At 70.4% G+C, this 15,970-nt stretch carries 18 protein-coding genes and 1 other RNA gene; 4 read left to right on the forward strand and 15 right to left on the reverse strand.

Annotated elements, in window-relative coordinates:
- Nucleotides 1-19 precede the first annotated feature (19 nt).
- Genes ACFE71_RS05105 through ACFE71_RS05135 form a run of 7 tightly spaced genes read right to left on the reverse strand, consistent with a single transcriptional unit; the run spans nt 20 to nt 6,370 of the window.
- Complete coding sequence (locus ACFE71_RS05105; protein ID WP_375427732.1) at nt 20-844, reverse strand: CheR family methyltransferase; 825 nt, start codon at nt 842-844, stop codon at nt 20-22.
- Nucleotides 841-1,953 (reverse strand): chemotaxis-specific protein-glutamate methyltransferase CheB, encoded by a 1,113-nt coding sequence (gene cheB / locus ACFE71_RS05110; protein ID WP_375427733.1) that lies wholly within the window; start codon nt 1,951-1,953, stop codon nt 841-843. Before cheB ends, ACFE71_RS05105 begins: the two co-directional genes overlap by 4 nt.
- A 28-nt stretch (nt 1,954-1,981) precedes the next feature.
- On the reverse strand, nt 1,982-2,347 hold the full coding sequence (locus ACFE71_RS05115; RefSeq protein WP_375402815.1) for a response regulator: 366 nt from the start codon (nt 2,345-2,347) through the stop codon (nt 1,982-1,984).
- 56 nt (nt 2,348-2,403) lie between these two features.
- Entirely contained in the window at nt 2,404-2,868 is a 465-nt protein-coding gene (locus ACFE71_RS05120; protein WP_375427734.1) for a chemotaxis protein CheW, read from the reverse strand.
- Nucleotides 2,865-5,207: a chemotaxis protein CheA gene (locus ACFE71_RS05125; protein WP_375427735.1), complete on the reverse strand. Its 2,343-nt coding sequence runs from the start codon at nt 5,205-5,207 to the stop codon at nt 2,865-2,867. The genes ACFE71_RS05120 and ACFE71_RS05125 overlap by 4 nt, the downstream gene beginning before the upstream one ends.
- A 53-nt stretch (nt 5,208-5,260) precedes the next feature.
- Nucleotides 5,261-5,914: a histidine phosphotransferase family protein gene (locus tag ACFE71_RS05130; protein WP_375427736.1), complete on the reverse strand. Its 654-nt coding sequence runs from the start codon at nt 5,912-5,914 to the stop codon at nt 5,261-5,263.
- Between the two features lie 9 nt (nt 5,915-5,923).
- A complete protein-coding gene (locus ACFE71_RS05135; protein WP_375427737.1) occupies nt 5,924-6,370 on the reverse strand; it encodes a M67 family metallopeptidase in 447 nt (148 codons plus the stop codon).
- Between the two features lie 11 nt (nt 6,371-6,381).
- On the opposite strand from ACFE71_RS05135, the gene ACFE71_RS05140 reads away from it, so the two are divergent.
- Genes ACFE71_RS05140 through mtgA form a run of 3 tightly spaced genes read left to right on the forward strand, consistent with a single transcriptional unit; the run spans nt 6,382 to nt 9,019 of the window.
- The gene (locus ACFE71_RS05140; RefSeq protein ID WP_375427738.1) at nt 6,382-7,323 is read left to right on the forward strand and encodes an RluA family pseudouridine synthase; all 942 of its coding nucleotides are present in this window, start codon (nt 6,382-6,384) and stop codon (nt 7,321-7,323) included.
- Nucleotides 7,324-7,382: 59 nt separating this feature from the next.
- Complete coding sequence (gene rpoH, locus ACFE71_RS05145) at nt 7,383-8,288, forward strand: RNA polymerase sigma factor RpoH (protein ID WP_375403616.1); 906 nt, start codon at nt 7,383-7,385, stop codon at nt 8,286-8,288.
- A gap of 53 nt (nt 8,289-8,341) precedes the next feature.
- A complete protein-coding gene (gene mtgA / locus ACFE71_RS05150; protein ID WP_375427739.1) occupies nt 8,342-9,019 on the forward strand; it encodes a monofunctional biosynthetic peptidoglycan transglycosylase in 678 nt (225 codons plus the stop codon).
- Nucleotides 9,020-9,057: 38 nt separating this feature from the next.
- Here mtgA and ACFE71_RS05155 read toward each other — a convergent pair whose 3' ends face one another.
- From ACFE71_RS05155 to ACFE71_RS05180, 6 genes are all read right to left on the reverse strand, one after another.
- Nucleotides 9,058-9,381 (reverse strand): YbaB/EbfC family nucleoid-associated protein, encoded by a 324-nt coding sequence (locus tag ACFE71_RS05155; protein ID WP_375427740.1) that lies wholly within the window; start codon nt 9,379-9,381, stop codon nt 9,058-9,060.
- Nucleotides 9,378-11,024: a DNA polymerase III subunit gamma/tau gene (locus tag ACFE71_RS05160; protein WP_375427741.1), complete on the reverse strand. Its 1,647-nt coding sequence runs from the start codon at nt 11,022-11,024 to the stop codon at nt 9,378-9,380. The genes ACFE71_RS05155 and ACFE71_RS05160 overlap by 4 nt, the downstream gene beginning before the upstream one ends.
- Before the next feature lie 228 nt (nt 11,025-11,252).
- An RNA gene (ffs, locus tag ACFE71_RS05165) (signal recognition particle sRNA small type) lies at nt 11,253-11,345 on the reverse strand.
- Nucleotides 11,346-11,393: 48 nt separating this feature from the next.
- Entirely contained in the window at nt 11,394-11,699 is a 306-nt protein-coding gene (locus ACFE71_RS05170; RefSeq protein WP_375427742.1) for a 2Fe-2S iron-sulfur cluster-binding protein, read from the reverse strand.
- Nucleotides 11,696-12,793 (reverse strand): cysteine desulfurase family protein, encoded by a 1,098-nt coding sequence (locus ACFE71_RS05175; RefSeq protein WP_375427743.1) that lies wholly within the window; start codon nt 12,791-12,793, stop codon nt 11,696-11,698. The genes ACFE71_RS05170 and ACFE71_RS05175 overlap by 4 nt, the downstream gene beginning before the upstream one ends.
- Nucleotides 12,790-13,866 carry a cysteine desulfurase family protein gene (locus ACFE71_RS05180; RefSeq protein ID WP_375427744.1) on the reverse strand — a complete coding sequence of 359 codons (1,077 nt, stop codon included), beginning with the start codon at nt 13,864-13,866 and terminating at the stop codon, nt 12,790-12,792. The genes ACFE71_RS05175 and ACFE71_RS05180 overlap by 4 nt, the downstream gene beginning before the upstream one ends.
- A gap of 89 nt (nt 13,867-13,955) precedes the next feature.
- On the opposite strand from ACFE71_RS05180, the gene ACFE71_RS05185 reads away from it, so the two are divergent.
- A complete protein-coding gene (locus ACFE71_RS05185) occupies nt 13,956-14,612 on the forward strand; it encodes an alpha/beta hydrolase (protein ID WP_375427745.1) in 657 nt (218 codons plus the stop codon).
- A gap of 117 nt (nt 14,613-14,729) precedes the next feature.
- Here ACFE71_RS05185 and ACFE71_RS05190 read toward each other — a convergent pair whose 3' ends face one another.
- Together ACFE71_RS05190 and ACFE71_RS05195 are read right to left on the reverse strand one after the other, a co-directional pair.
- Nucleotides 14,730-14,909, reverse strand: coding sequence for a hypothetical protein (locus tag ACFE71_RS05190; protein ID WP_375427746.1), 180 nt, complete (start codon nt 14,907-14,909; stop codon nt 14,730-14,732).
- On the reverse strand, nt 14,906-15,868 hold the full coding sequence (locus ACFE71_RS05195; RefSeq protein WP_375427747.1) for a threonine/serine dehydratase: 963 nt from the start codon (nt 15,866-15,868) through the stop codon (nt 14,906-14,908). The genes ACFE71_RS05190 and ACFE71_RS05195 overlap by 4 nt, the downstream gene beginning before the upstream one ends.
- Nucleotides 15,869-15,970 lie beyond the last annotated feature (102 nt).

The raw sequence follows: 15,970 nt of genomic DNA on the forward strand, positions 1-15,970 counted from the left end.
CTCGCGCGGTTGTAAACCGTCAGGCGGCGACGTCGCTCCTTTGCGACGCGGTCGTCTCGTACAGCCCGCGGAACCGGGCGCTGGGCGCGAAGGCGTGGGTCTGGCCGATGACGGTCTCGCCCGCGCCGAGCACGAGCAGGCCGCCGGGGCGAAGCGCCCGGGCCAGGCGGTCGAACACCGCGGCGCGTCCGGCGGGCGTTAGATAAAGCAGGACGTTGCGGCACATGACCAGGTCGAAGCGGCCGGGCGGCGGTTCGTCGGCGACGAGGTTGGCGCGGCGGAAGGACAGGGCGCGCATCAGTTCGGGCTTGGCGACCCAATCGGGATCGGCCGCGTCGAACCAGCGGATCATGCGGCGGATGGGTAGCCCGCGCTGGATCTCGAACTGGGTGTAGCGGCCGGCGCGCGCGCGGGCGAGCGCGCCCTCGGAAACATCGGTGGCGACGATCTCGAAGGCGGGAGCGTCGGCGCGTTCGGCCACGAGCATGGCGAGCGACAGCGGCTCCTGGCCCGTCGAGCATCCCGCGCTCCAGATGCGCGCGCGGCGGTCGGAGCACAGGTCCGCCAACGCCCCGCCGATCAGGTCGAACGCGGCCGCGTCGCGGAAGAAGGACGATTCCTGGTTGAGCAACCGATCGACGATGCGGTCGCCGAGCGACGGGTCGGCCCCGGCCAGGAGGCGTTGCACGAGCTGGTCGAGGGTGCCGAGCCCAAGCTCGCGTAGGAGTGGCCCGAGCGAGGTGTCCATGCGCCAGGCGCGGTCGTCGGAGAGCTGCTGGCCGGTGCGCGCCTCAAGCAGCGCCGACAGGACGGCCGGTCCGTTCGGGCGGACGGCGGCGGTCACGCCGCGGTCACGGGGGGCGGTAACAGCGGGCGCCTGCGCGAGGCGATCAACGCGCCGAGGGCGGCCGGGTCCAGCAGCGCGCTGGTCAGGCCGGCGGCCGCGACCGCGCCGGGCATGCCCCAGACGACCGAGCTCGCCTCGTCCTGCGCGACGAGGCAGCCGCCCGCGGCCGTGAGCCGTCGCGCGCCGGCCACGCCGTCGCGACCCATGCCGCTCAGCACGACACCGAGCGCGCGCGCGCCGAAACAGTCGGCGACCGAATCGAACATCGGATCGACCGAGGGCAGGCAACCGCTCGCCGCCGGATCGGTCGACAGGCGGACCGCGCCGCTGCCATTGCCGAGCGACACGCAACGCAGATGCGCGTCGCCCGGCGCGACCACGATCCGCCCGGGCCGCAGGCGCATCCGGTCGGCGGCGACCTCGCAGGGCCGCCCGGCGAGAAGCGCCAGCTGCGCCGCGAAATAGGGCATGAACGACGCCGGGAGATGCTGGGTCACCATGATGGGCGTCGACATGGCGGCTGGTAGCGCGCGGAGCAGGTGCGAGAGCGCGTGGATGCCGCCGGTCGACGCGCCGATCGCGACCACGTCGAACGCGTCGATCGAAGGGCCGAGCGCGACGGTCGCGGCGGGCGTCGGCGCGACGGGCCCGGGCGCGACCGGCGGCGTGGACGACCGCCGGCCGGGAACGAGCAGGTGTTCCAGTTTCTCGATCAGCCCGGTTTCGAAGCCGCGCGACCGTTCGCCCGGCGACGGCTTAACCAAGGTGTCGGCCGCGCCGAGCGCCAGCGCCTGGATGGCGCCCGCGGCACCCTCGCCGGCCGACGACGACACGATCAACACCTTGGCGCCCCGCCCGGCGGCGAGGAGGCCGGGCAAGGCGGTCAGTCCGTCGATGCCGGGCATGTGGATGTCGAGGATGACCAGATCGACCTGCGCGGCCTGCAGGAAGGCGAGCGCGGCGGTCGCGGTCGGAACCGATCCGACGACTCGGAGCCCGTCGGACCCGTCGACGACGCGCGCCAGCACCGCCCTTGCCACCGCCGAATCGTCGACGATCAGGACCCGGCCGAGCCTGGACGCGGCGGAAGGTGCGGCGGCGGGCACCAAAATGGCCTGGCGTCGGCTCTGACGCTCAGGCGACGCCGACGATCTGAAGCTTGGATTCAAGCGTGTCGCGGTCGAACGGCTTCATGACGTATTCGTCGGCCCCCGCCTCGATCGCGGCCCGGATGTAGGCCATGCCATTCTCCGTCGTGCAGAACACGACCTTGGGCCGCGTCGGCACGTCCGAGGTGCGCAGCGCGCGTAGGAAGTCCATCCCGCTCATCACGGGCATGTTCCAATCGAGCAGGATCACGTCGGGCGGCGAAGCAAGGCAGCGGTCGAGCGCCTCGCGTCCGTCCGCCGCCTCCGAGACGGTGAAGTCGAGCGTTTCGAGGATGTGACGCGCGACCTTGCGGATCACCTTGGAGTCGTCGACGACGAGGCACGTCTTCATGAGCAATCTTTCGCTTGAGCGCACCCGGTCCTAGCCGGGAAGAGGTAACGGGCGGGTTAAGCCGCCTGGGTCGACGAAGCCGAGGATAGCGAGGCGGGGGCCGGGGATAGCGCGGCGGGGACGAGCGCCGCCGGATCGATGATCAGCAGCGGTTCGCCGTCGCGCTCGAGGACGCCGGTCGCGGCGACGCGCCAGCCGGGACCAAGCGCGACGCCGAACGATAGGGGCCTCCGATCGAGAGCGCACGCATCCTCCAGCGTGTCGACGAGTATGGCGTAGCCATGGCCGTCGACCAGGGTGATGACCGCGCGCGCGGTGCGGCCGAGGGGTGCCAGGCCCAGGGCCAGCCCGGTGTCGATGACCGTCACTACCCGGCTGCGGAGCGCGGCCAGGCCCTTCACGCACGCATCCGCGCGCGGAACCGCGACGATCTCACCGATATCCACGACCGAATCGACCTGGTCGGCGGGAATGGCGACGCCGCGCCCGGCGATTTGGGCGACGAGGAACAGTTCGGTCATGAGGCGATCCTGGTGGCATTGACCTGTAGCGGCGCGATCCGCGCCGCGATGGCGGCGAGCAGGCCGTCGCGGTCGTAACGGTGGACCGTACGCGCGCCGTCGGCCCCGGCGCGGTCGGTGGTGAGGCGGACGACTGGAGTGGCCCCCTCCCCCGCGACCCCGCCGACATCGGCGGCGGTGTCGAAGGCGAGTGCGATGGCGGCGCGCTCGCCCGGGGCGAGCCGGCTCACGCAACGATACCCCGCGGCTTCCAAGGTCGGCTTGAGGAAAATGTTCATCCAGCCACCCTGGTCGGCATCGAGCAGGCACAGCGGACCGGTGGGCGCGGCGGTCCCGGCCTGGGCGAACAGCGTGAGCGGGTCGACGACCTCGACCTGCTCGCCATCGATCATCGCGACGCCCAGGCAGTGGCCGACGGCGGCGGGCGCGAGCTCGGGCGGGAGCCGGACGATCTCGATCGCCTCGTGTATGCGGTAGGCGATCAGGGTGTCGCCGTCAGTCAGGCGGAGCACCGTGGCGGTGGCCGCGTCCGACCCGTCCTGCGCGTCGATTACCGCATGGAGCGGGACGATGCGGCCGTCGACCGCCAGCCTGAGCCGCCCGGCGGTCAAGCGGATCGCGTTGGCGGAAACGGTCTCGACCCGGTCGACGCAGGCGAGCGCGATCGCGCGGCGACGACCGTCGAGATCCCGGAACAGCAGCGCGGAGACGCCGGGATCCTTTTCGGCCTCCGCCTCCCTGACGGGATCGGCGAGGCCGAAGCGCAGGCCGGCGACCGCGGCCATGCCCGCGCCGTCGAGCAGCAGCATCGGCGACCCCGAGTCGGGCAACGTCTGGCCGGCATACAGACCGGTGGCCATGACGGCGGGTGCGGCGGGTTTCACCACCAGCTCCTCCGTGTCGATCACGCTGTCGACCGCGAGCGCGAACGACCCGTCGCGCGTCGAGACCACGACGATCGTGTCGATGTTAAAGAACAGGCCGGTGCGCAGGTTCAGGAGCGCGGCGAGGTCGACGAGGGGTAGCCTGGTCCCGCGCACCGTCACGATCGGCGAGTCCCCCAGCAGGTCGACGCGCACGGCGTCGCCGCGTAGTGTCACGATCTCCTCGACCGACTGGCGCGGGAGCGCGAATCGCTGGTCGGCCGCCCCGACGACGATCGTCGACAGGATCGATAGGGTCAGCGGCACCTCCATGACGACGGTCAGCCCCGCGCCTGGCGCGTTCAGGAGCGACACGCGCCCGCCGATCTGTTCGACGTTGGCGCGCACCACATCCATGCCGACGCCGCGGCCCGATATGTCGGACACGGCGTCGCGGCTGGACAGGCCGGGCGAAAAGATCAGGTCGAGGCGGGCGGCGTCGCCCATCGCCGCCAGCGTGGGCGCGTCGTGGAGACCCACCGCGCCCGCCTTCGCGACCAGGCGGGCGACGTCGATGCCCGCGCCGTCGTCGGCGACCTCGATGATGATGCGGTTGCCCGACTGGCGCGCCGAGACGGTCAGGCGTCCGGTCTCGCGCTTGCCCGCCGCGCGGCGTCGCGCGGGCGCTTCGATCCCGTGGTCGACCGCGTTCCTGATGATGTGGACGAGCGGATCGCGCATGACCTCGATCATCTCGCGGTCGAGTTCGACGTCGGACCCCTCGATATGAAGCGTCACCGCCTTGCCGAGCGAGGCGGCCGTGTCGCGGACCATGCGGGGCAACGCGGAGAAGAGCGCCTCGATCCGCTGCATGCGGGTGCGGGTCACCGTGTCGCGCATCTCGGCGACCGTGGCGGATAGGCGTTCGAGTGCGGCGTCGGCGCGCGGATCGCCGTCACCGTCGCGCATGCGCCGGGCGAGCTCGTTGCGTGCGAGCACCATGTCCGACATGCCGCTCATCATGCGGTCGAGCAGGTCGACGTTCAGGCGGACGCTGCGCATGGGCGCGCGAAGCGGCGCGGGCCCGGCGTTCCGCGCGGGCGGCTGCGCATCTTCGGCGAGCGCGGCGAGCAGCAGGTCCTCCGCCGAGTCGTCCAGCGAGTGGCCCGCGTCGATCGCCTCCACGATCTCGCCGATGCGGTCGACGATCGCCAGTACCGCGTTCACGAGCGCGGTGTCCGGCCGGCGCTCGCCGTCGCGCACCGCGGCCAGCACATCCTCGGCGGCATGGCTAAGGCGCGCGAGGCGCGGCAGGTCCAGGAACCCGCAACTGCCCTTGACCGTGTGGACGAAGCGGAAGATCGCGTCCAGACGCGCGCGGTCGGTCGGGTTCGCCTCCCACGCGACCACCTCACCCGCGAGCGCTTCGAGCGTTTCGCGGGTTTCGGCGATGAATTCCTGAAGCAGCTCGTCCATGCGGTCCCCGCCTTGATGACACAAGCCATGGACGCGCGAGGTTAAATCCGGGTTTACCCGTTCCGGAGCGCCGCACCCAGGATCATCACGCCGTCGGTGGGTTCGGACACCTGGATCGAACCGCCGGTGCGCGTCACGAGTTCGTGGGTCACGTAGGCCGGGGCCGAGCGGGCGGTCACCGCCTCACCCTCGTCCGGGCCCTCGCCATCCACCAGCATGCGGCGGAGCGCGGGGTCGAGGATGATTCGCGGGCCCTCGAGCTTGATCACGATCTCCGCGCCGCGCGCGGTCTCTTCCGCGCCGACGTCCAGGCTGCCGCCGCGCACCAGCGCGTCGGCTGCGACGAGGACGAGGTTCAGGAGCACCTTGGTCGCGGGCTTGGACAGCGTGGGCTCGTCGACGTACCAGCCAAGCTCCAGGCGCTTGTTGTCGGCGACGAGGCCACGCACGGCCCCTTGCGTCTCGCGCGCGTCGATCGCGTCGCCGAAGCCGCCGCCCGCGCCGAACGCCAACCGGAAGAATTTGAGCTTGTTCGCCGACACGCGCGCGCTTTCGCCGAGCAATTCCATGCAGCGGTCGCGCATCGCGGGATCGGTCTCGTCGGCGAGCAGCTCAAGGCCGTTATTGAGCGCGCCCACGGGCGACAGCAGGTCGTGACACAAGCGCGAGCATAGGAGGCTCGCGAGATCGACCGGCGTGACGCTCATGGATAATCCTTAACGACGAACGGGGTCCTCTGGCGAAGGGGGGGCGTCGATGCAAGTCAGCGTCACCGGATCGAAGCGGCCGTGGCGATCGCCTGTGGCGGTCGCGCGCCAGAGCCGCGCTTCGCCCACCGCGACGATGAGCCATAGCAAGCCGTCGGCCCGTGCGTTGGCAGCGTCGCGCGGCGACGGTGCGGGCGCGCCGGACGGGTGCGAATGGTAGCAGCCGACGATCGCCGGACCGCCGCCGCGCTGCTCGCGATGCGCGGCGAGGAGCGCGGCGGGGTCGATCTCGAAGGCCGTCCGGGGGTCGGCGGCGACGTTGCGGGCGGACCGGCGCGCGGTGATCGCGTGGGCGGTCCCGAACAGGAGGCCGCACACCTCGCGTGTCGGCGAGGCGCCCGCCTCCGCCGCGATCACCTCGAGCAGCGCCGTTGATATGCGGACGTCCGACGTCATATCGGGACACGGTGGAACGGGGGTCGATCATCGAGGCGCGCATTGGCGCGGAAAGTGCGGGCGTGCGGCTCGACCGGGCGCTGGCCGACGCCATTCCCGCTTTGTCGCGCGAGCGGATCAGGGCGTTGATCGACGGGGGCGCGGTGAGCAGCGGCGGCACGGTCCTGTCCCAACCGTCGCGTAAAGTGCAGGCGGGCGACGCGTTCGCCATTGCCATGCCCGAGGTGGCGCCGGCTACGAACGCGGCGCAGGCGATCCCGCTGGTCGTCGCCTATGAGGACGAGCATCTGATCGTCGTCGACAAGCCCGCCGGGCTGGTGGTGCATCCCGCGGCGGGGAATCTGGACGGGACGCTCGTCAATGCGCTGCTCCACCATTGCGCGGGGCGGCTGTCGGGGATCGGCGGCGTGGTCCGGCCGGGGATCGTCCATCGGATCGACAAGGACACGTCCGGGCTGATGGTCGCCGCCAAGACCGACCAGGCGCATGAAGGGCTGGCGCGGCAGTTCGCGGCGCACGGTATCGACCGGCGGTATCGTGCGATCGTGGGCGGCGCGCCCCGCCCGGCCGAGGGAACGATCGACGCGCCGCTCGCGCGGTCGCCGACCAACCGCAAGAAGATCGCCATCGTCCCCGGCGGTAGGCGCGCCGTCACGCATTACCGCACGCTGGAGCGACTGCGCGGCGCGGCGGTCGTCGAATGTCGGCTCGAAACCGGGCGGACGCACCAGATCCGCGTGCATTTCGCCTCGATCGGTCATGCGTTGCTCGGGGACCCGGTATATGGATCCAAAGGCGGTTTCGACGGGGTGCTTCGACAACTTGGGTTTCATCGACAAGCGCTTCACGCTGCCTTATTGGGGTTCGAGCACCCGGTGACGGGCGTGTCCATGGCCTGGGAGAGCGGTTGGCCGGACGACATGCAGGAACTGTTCACCCACCTTCACGTATAGACTAGCGATCGCACGCGCGGATGCGCGCGGACGTTCCTCCAGAAGCGGGAGATAAGATCATGGCGGCGAGAAGCAATGTACCGGCGACGATCCCGGCGCTCGGCACCGAGCAGAGCCTCAACCGCTACCTGGCGGAGATCAAGAAATTCCCGATTTTGCAACCCGAGCAGGAATATATGCTCGCCAAGCGGTTCGCGGAGCATGGTGACACCGACGCGGCCGCGCAGCTGGTCACGTCGCACCTGCGGCTCGTGGCCAAGATCGCGATGGGCTATCGCGGCTACGGCCTGCCGACGTCCGAGCTGATCTCGGAGGGCAATATCGGCCTGATGCAGGGCGTGAAGAAGTTCGAGCCCGATCGCGGCTTCCGCCTGGCGACCTACGCCATGTGGTGGATCCGCGCGTCGATCCAGGAATATATCCTGCGGTCGTGGAGCCTCGTGAAGATGGGCACCACCGCGGCGCAGAAGAAGCTGTTCTTCAACTTGCGTCGGATGAAGTCCAAGCTCGACGCGTTCGAGGACGGCGATCTGCGCCCGGCCGACGTGACCAAGATCGCGACCGATCTGGGCGTGGCCGAGAGCGACGTGGTGTCGATGAACCGGCGCATGGCGATGGGCGGCGACACGTCGCTCAACGTCTCGATGCGCGAGGACGGCGAGGGTCAGTGGCAGGATTGGCTGCAGGACGACGCGCCGCTCCAGGACAAGGTCGTCGCCGATGCGCAGGAGGCCGACGTTCGCCACGGGATGCTCGTCGACGCGATGGGCGACCTGAATGACCGGGAGAAGCACATCCTGACCGAGCGCCGTCTGACCGACGACCCCAAGACGCTGGAAGAGCTGAGCCAGGTATACGGCGTCAGCCGCGAGCGCGTCCGCCAGATCGAGGTGCGCGCGTTCGAAAAGCTGCAGAAGGGCATGATGCGGCTCGCGGGCGAGAAGCGGATGCTGGCGCTGGCGTGATCCGTCCGACGACGCGGGCTGTCCTTTCGGGCGGCCCGCGCTAAGCCGGGCGGATGTTCGGTCCCATCCGCCTGTTGCTCAAAGTCGCATTCTGGTTCGTCGCGGTCTCGCTGCTGTGGGTGCTCGCCTACCGGTTCGTGCCGGTGCCGATCACCGCGACCATGGCGGGCGACCTGTTCGCCGGGCGCGAGATCGACAAGGACTGGATATCGCTCGACCGGACCGACCCCGACATGGCGCGCGCCGCGATCGCCGGGGAGGACTCGCGCTTTTGCGCGCATGGCGGCTTCGACTATCGCGCGATCGTGGGAGCAGCGGCGGCCAACGCGCGCGGCGGGCGCATCCGGGGCGGATCGACGATCAGCCAGCAGACCGCGAAGAACGCCTTCCTATGGCAAGGGGGCGGGTTCGTCCGCAAGGGCTTCGAGGCGTGGTTCACCTTGCTGATCGAGGCCATGTGGCCCAAGCGGCGGATCATGGAGGTTTACCTCAATATCGCCGAGACCGGGATCGGCACCTACGGCGTGGAGGCAGGCGCGCGACGGTATTTCCGGCACTCGGCTGCAAGCCTGACGCCGACCGAGGCGGGGCGGATCGCGGCGGTGCTGCCGCTGCCCAAGAAGCGCGCGGCGGTCGCGCCGAACGGGTTCACGCGGCGGCATGGGGACCGGTTGGCGCGGCAGGTCGGTGTCGTGCGACGTGAGGGGCTGGATGGGTGTCTGCGGGAGTGAACCCTCCCTCTCCCGCGAGAGCGGGAGAGGGTTGGAATTCAGAAAGGCAATTTGAACCCCGGCGGCAGGGGAATACCCGCGCTCATCTTGCTCATCTCCTCGCCGGACTTGGCGTCGGCCTTGGCGCGGGTGTCGTTGAAGGCGGCGACGATCAGGTCCTCCGCCATCTGCTTTTCGGAGGGCTGGAGCAGCGAGGGATCGATGTCGATCGCGATGATGCGACCCTTGGCGGACGCGCGCATCTTGACCAGGCCGCCGCCGGACTGGCCCTCGACCTCGATCGTGTCGAGATTCTCCTGCGCCTTGGTCAGTTCGGCCTGGACGTTCTGCGCCATGGCCATGATCTCGTCGAGGTTCTTCACTGTGCTACTCCGTTTCTGGTCCAATCGATCAGCTCGGCCTCCGGGAACGCCTCGAACGCCGCCTTGACGAGAGGACTATCGAGGACCGCGCGGCGTTCCGCCTCCTCGGCGTCTTTGGCCTGTTCGCGCAAGGTGGGTCGTCCGGCCACGTCTTCCACCAGCACGCGCCAGGTTCGGTCGGTGACGCGGCGAAGCGCCTCGCCCAACTCCTTCGACAAGTCGGGCGGCAGCGGGCGGGCACTGCTCAGCACCAGCTCGGGCGGGACGTAGCGTACCACGCTGGCGCTATGCGTCAGTCGGGCGGCGAGCGCGTGTTCTCCCGCTCCCTCCAGCAACGCGACCAGACCGGCGAAGTCGGCGGGCGCGGTCGGCCCGGAAACCTTGGGCGGGACCGAAGGTGATGATGTCGCCACGTTAGCGGGCCGTGTTCCATCACCTTCGCCGCCCGATGCCAGCCGCCGAGCGAGGTCACCCGGGTCGGGTAGCGTCGAGGCGTGGACGACGCGGAGCAGCGCCATCTCCGCCGCCTCGATGGGCAGCACGGCGCGCGCGACCTCGTCGTGACCCTTGAGCATGAGCTGCCAGAGCCGGTGGAGCACGGGGAAGGACAGCCGCGTCGACCAGTCGGCATAGGCGGCGGCCTCCTCGGCGGGCTGCGCCAGGTCGGGCGCGGCGCCGACCTTGGCGAGCGTGACGCCGTGCACGGTCTCGAGCAGCGAGCGGAGCACGCCCTGCGGGTCGACCCCCAGATCGTACTGGCGGCGGAGCAGCGCGAGCGCGCCCGGGCCATCGCCGCCGAGCACGAGCCCGAGCAGGTCGCGCACCGCGCCGCGGTCGGACAGCCCCAGCATCTCGCGCACCGCATCGGCGGTGACGTTGCTCCCCTCCAGATCGGCGTGGGCGATCGCCTGGTCGAGGATCGACAGCCCGTCGCGCGCGGAACCCTCCGCCGCGCGGGCGATGAGCGCCAGCGCCTCGGGGTCGGCGGACACGCCCTCCTTGCGGCATACCTCGGCGAAGTGGTTCGCGAGCAGTTCGGCCGAGATGCGGCGCAGGTCGAAACGCTGGCAGCGCGACAGGACGGTGATCGGGACCTTGTTCACCTCGGTCGTGGCGAACAGGAACTTGACGTGCGCGGGAGGCTCCTCGAGCGTTTTGAGGAGGGCGTTGAAGGCGTTCTTGGAAAGCATGTGGACCTCGTCCACGATGTAGATCTTGTAGCGCGCGGTGACGGCCGAATAGCGCGACGCCTCGATGATCTCACGAACGTCGTCGACGCCGGTATGCGACGCGGCGTCCATCTCGATCACGTCGATATGGCGGCCCTCCGCGATCGCGCGGCAGGGCTCGCACGTGCCGCAGGGGTCGATCGTCGGGCCACCCTGCCCATCCGGGCCGATGCAGTTCAGCGCCTTGGCGATCAGCCGCGCGGTCGAGGTCTTGCCCACCCCGCGCACGCCGGTCATCAGGAAGGCATGGGCGAGCCGGTCGCGCTTGATGGCGTTGCCGAGCGTGCGGACCATAGCGTCCTGGCCGATGAGTTCGGAGAAGGTCCGGGGGCGGTATTTGCGCGCGAGGACACGGTAGGGAGTGGGGGCGGTCGCGGGCTGGGGCGGGTCGCCGAGGTCGAACGTGGTGGCCATCAGCGGGCGCGAACCTGAACAAGTTTAGGGAAGTATAGGCGTGGAGAGCGGTTCGGCGTCACGCGGCCGGGGTGATTCGACGGGAGCATGAACGCGACCCTGGCGGATGCGGAAGGTGTAGGACAGGGCTAATCTGGGCTGCGTCGCGGCAAAGCCGCGTCGTCGAACGTGGCTGGGCCACGTCGGCCGCGCTTGCGGCGTCTCGCGCTTGGCGCGTGCGCCGCCGCGCGGTGAGAGCCGGACGACCCGCGACGAAATCGTTGCGGCTGCTTCCTTCCGGACCTGACCGGGTTGGCGACGGCCACGCCCGCCCGACTCTCGGCCGCGCCTATGCCGAGCGAGCGGCTGATTTGCAAGCGAGGCGGGCCATCAGGGCACCCGGACGGTCAATCCGTCAAGCGCGGCGTTCAGCCTGATCTGGCAGGCAAGGCGGCTGGTGCGCGTGGCATCGTACGCGAGGTCGAGCAGTTCCTCCTCCTCCTCACTCGCCTTGGACAGACGGTTGAAGTCGGCGGGGTCGACGATGACGTGGCATGTGGCGCAGGCCATGTCGCCGTCGCAGGTACCCTCCAGCGGCTGGCCGTCCGCTTGGGCGATATCGAGCAGGCGCGCCCCCTCGATCCCTCTCGCCTCGCGGACGGAGCCGTCCGGGGCGACGAAGCGGACGCGGATCATGCCGCGATGCGCTGTATGTCGGCCGCCGCGCGGATGCGGTCGATCGCGGCGAGCAGCTCGTGCTCGGTCGTGTAACGGCCGAAGCCGAGCCGGATCGACGAGCGCGCGTCGGTGTCGGACAGTCCGATGGCGCGGAGCACGTGGCTGGGGCGGCCCGACCCACTCGCGCAGGCTGAGCCGGACGAGAAGGCAAGGTCGCGCTGGTCCGACATCACGCGCGCGACATCGAGACCGGCGCGGCGGATGTTGAGGTTGCCCCGGTAACGTAGGTCCGACGAGCCGTTGAGGATCCAGTCGGGGCCGAGCCGATCTCGCGCGGCGGCGAACAGGCGCGCGATGTGCGAGGCGTCGTCATCGGCCCGCTCGGCCATGAGACGGGCGGCGATGCCGAACCCGGCGCATAGTGCGGGGCTCAACGTCCCCGATCGACCCGGCTCCTCCTGCCCGCCGCCATGTAGAAGCGGAGCGAGCTTCACGCCGTCCCTGATCCAGAGCCCGCCGACGCCCTTGGGGCCATGGACCTTGTGCGCGGAGATGGCGACGAGGTCGCACCCGTCCGGAATGGGCACGCGACCGTACCCCTGGACGGCGTCGCACAGGAGCAGCGCGCCCGCTTCGTGCGCCAGTGCGGCGAGTTCGGCGATCGGCTGGATCACGCCGATCTCGTTATTGACGAGCATCGCCGCGACAAGGCCCGTGCCGGGGCGGATCGCCGTCGCTGCCTGGGCGAGGTCGACCAGCCCATCCGCGCCGATCGGCAGGACCGTGGCCGGTCGCCCACTCGCGGCGACCGTGTCGAGCACGGCGGCGTGCTCGGTGGCAAGGGTGACGATCGGGCCGCCCCATCTACTTTCAGGCGCGCCCTTGATCGCCCAGTTGAGCGCCTCGGTCGCGCCGCTGGTGAAGGCGAGGCGGCCGCCGGGCGGGAGCAGCGCGGCGACCTGATCGCGCGCGACCTCGACGGCGGCGCGGGCGCGGCGGCCCTCGCGATGCGGCGAATGCGGGTTGGCGTGCTGGTCGCGAAGCCAGGGAAGCATCGCCTCGAACGCCTCGGGCGCGAGCGGGGTGGTCGATTGGTAATCGAGGTAGGTCACGCGGCGATCCGCCGCACCGCGCGGGCGATGTCGCGCCAGGCGGCGATGGCGACGTCGACCTCCGCCTCGGTCGTGTCGCGGCCGAAGCTGATGCGGACGACCTCGCGGCCCGCCACCTCGCTCCAATCCATCGCGCCGAGCACGTGGCTGGGCTTCATGCTGCCGCTCGAACAGGCGCTGCCGGCCGACACGGCGATCCCGGCCAAGTCGAAGCGGATCAGCTGCGCGGCGCTCGCGACTCCGGGCATGCGGTAGCCGCCGATCGCGGGATGGCGCGGCGAGCCTTCGCCGACGACCTCCCCGCCCGACCGGCGGACCCCGTCATCGAGACGATCGCGGAGCGCAGCCCATCGGTCGACCGGCTCGGGCTCCGCGAGCGCGGCGGCGTAGCCGAGCGCGGCGGGGAGGTTCTCGGTCCCCGCGCGATAGCCGAACTCCTGCCCGCCGGTGGGGGTCAGCATGCCGAGATCGCGGACGAGCAGCGCCCCCATGCCGGGCGGACCGCCGCGCTTGTGCGCCGACAGCGCGACGAAATCGGCATGCTCGGAGACGTGAGGATCGATGCCTGCGGGCATCTGAGCGGCGTCGACAAGCAGCAGGTGACCGGCGGCATGAACCAGTTCGGCGATCGCAGCGATGGGCTGGCGCACGCCGGTCTCGCTGTTGGCCCACTGCACCGCGACGAGCGCCCGGCCGGGTCCGGCGAGCACCGCCCCCAGCGCGGCGGCGTCGACTTGGCCCGCGCGATCGACGCCCACCGTCCGGGCCCGGCCCGCGACACGGAGCACGGCGTCGTGCTCCACCGTCGTGACGACGATGCGGTCGGCGACGGACCGGGTCAGTGCGACCGCGAGCGCCTCGCTCGCGCCGCTGGTGAACAGGGTCGAGCCGCGCCAGCCATAAGCCCCGGCGACCGCCGCGCGCGCATCTTCCAGCGCCCGCCTCGCCGCCCTGCCCTCGCGATGCGGCGAGCTCGGATTCGCCCAGCACGACAGGCCCTCCGCCATGGCGCGGACCGCCTGCGGCAGGACGGGCGTGCTCGCGGCGTGATCCAGATAGATGCGGGAGGCCAAGCGCGCGGTTCCAAAATGATCGATAGCAAGTATATAGCGCGTCATCTGCGGCGGTTCACCCGCCCGTTCCGACATAGTCAGGTTCACCGATGCCCGAAGTCATCTTTCCCGGTCCCGAAGGCCGCCTTGAAGGCCGTTTCGCCCCCGCCCCCCGCCCACGCGCTCCGGTCGCGATGATCCTCCACCCGCACCCGTCGAGCGGCGGGACGATGAACAACCGCATCGTCCAGGAGCTGTACAAGACGTTCCAGCGGCGCGGGTTCGCGGTGTTGCGCTTCAATTTTCGCGGCGTGGGCAAAAGCCAGGGCGTGTTCGACAACGGCGTCGGCGAACTGTCCGACGCGGCTTCCGCGCTCGATTGGGTGCAGAGCTTCCATCCCGAGGCGCAGACGACCTGGGTGGGCGGGTTCGGCTTCGGCGCGTGGATCGGAATGCAGTTGCTGATGCGGCGGCCGGAGATCCGGGGCTTCATCTCGATCGCGCCGCCCGCGAACCTATTCGACTTCACTTTCCTGGCGCCCTGCCCGGCGTCGGGCATCATCATCCAGGGGGAGCAGGACGAGGTGGTGACGGCGGGGCCGGTGCAGAAGCTGGTCGACAAGCTCCGGACGCAGCGGCACATCACGATCCATCACGACACGATCCCCAAGGCGAACCATTTCTTCGAGCAGGAAATGCCGCAGTTGATGGGGAGCGTGGATAAATACCTCGATATGAGGCTCGCGCCGGACAGCCCGATCCGGTGAGGAGCGCCGGGCGACGATCTAGCGCCTGCTAGATCGCGCAAAAGGCGGCGCGACCGGCCGGCGGTGCCTCAAGCACCGTCCGACGGCATGGGCTTTGCCCATGCCCGCTCCGCCTAGTCACAACGTCCAGATCAGCACGTTCGCGAACAGCACCACCGCCATCACCAGCATCAGCGCGCCCTTCCTGACATCGCGGCGCTTGGCGATCAGCACCCCACCCCCGATCAGGAACGCGAAGCACGCCAGCATCGCTATCGCGGGCGCGGCGGCGGCGATGCCGGTCAGCGCGTCGGTCATCCGGCCAGCACCCGCGCATAGGCCGCCGGGTCGACGTTGCCGCCCGACAGCAGCACGAGCATCCCCGGCTCCAGCGCGATCCGGCCCCCGAGCAAGGCGGCGAGCGCGACCGCGCCGCCGGGCTCGATCACCAATCTGAGCCGCTCGACCGCCCAGCGTTGCGCGGCCGCCGTCTCCGCCTCCGACACCGCGACGCCCTGCACGCCCTGGCGCGAGAGCACGTCGAATGTGAGCGGGGACACGCGCTGCGTCTGGAGCGAGTCGCAGGCGGTTGGCGGGGCATCGAGACCGACCGACTCGATCCAACCCGCCTCGAGCGAGCGCGCCATGTCGTCCCAGCCCTCGGGCTCGACGACGGTCATCAGCGTATCGGGCAGCGCGAGTGCGAGGCCCGCCGCGAGGCCGCCGCCACCGCACGGAACGACGACATGAGTCGGCTCGCCAGATCCGGCCCGCGCCATCTGCGCCGCCGCCTCCACGCCCGCCGATCCTTGCCCCTCGATGATCCATGGATCGTCGAAGCTCGGCACCAGCGTGGCGCCGCGCGCCTCGGCCAGCCGCGCCGCGATCCCCTCGCGGCTCTCGGTCGCGCGGTCATAGCCGACGACCTCCGCTCCCAGCGCGAGCGTGGCGTCGCGCTTCACCGCAGGCGCGTCGTGCGGCATCACGATCGTGGCGGCCATGCCCAGCTTGCGCGCGGCCCAGGCGATCCCTTGCGCGTGATTGCCCGACGAGAACGCCACCACGCCCCGCGCCCGCGCCGCGTCGTCGAGCGCGGTCAGTCGGTGCCACGCGCCACGGATCTTGAACGCGCCGACCGGTTGCAGCGACTCGGCCTTGAAGGCGACGGCCATGCCCTTGATCTCGCTCTTGAAAAGGGGCGTCGGGGGCAGGATCGCGGCGATCTTGGCGGCGGCGTCGCGAACACCGGCGCGAGTCGGTTGTCGCAAAAACGTCACTATTCGTGCCCTTCGTGCGATCGCCACTTTACATGGGGGCCCACCCACCATATTTCGCATCCCGCTGCCCCATGGGACTTCCAACCGCAAGGCAGTTTTCGA

Source organism: uncultured Sphingomonas sp. (assembly GCF_964237155.1).
In the GTDB taxonomy this organism is placed as follows: Bacteria; Pseudomonadota; Alphaproteobacteria; order Sphingomonadales; family Sphingomonadaceae; genus Sphingomonas.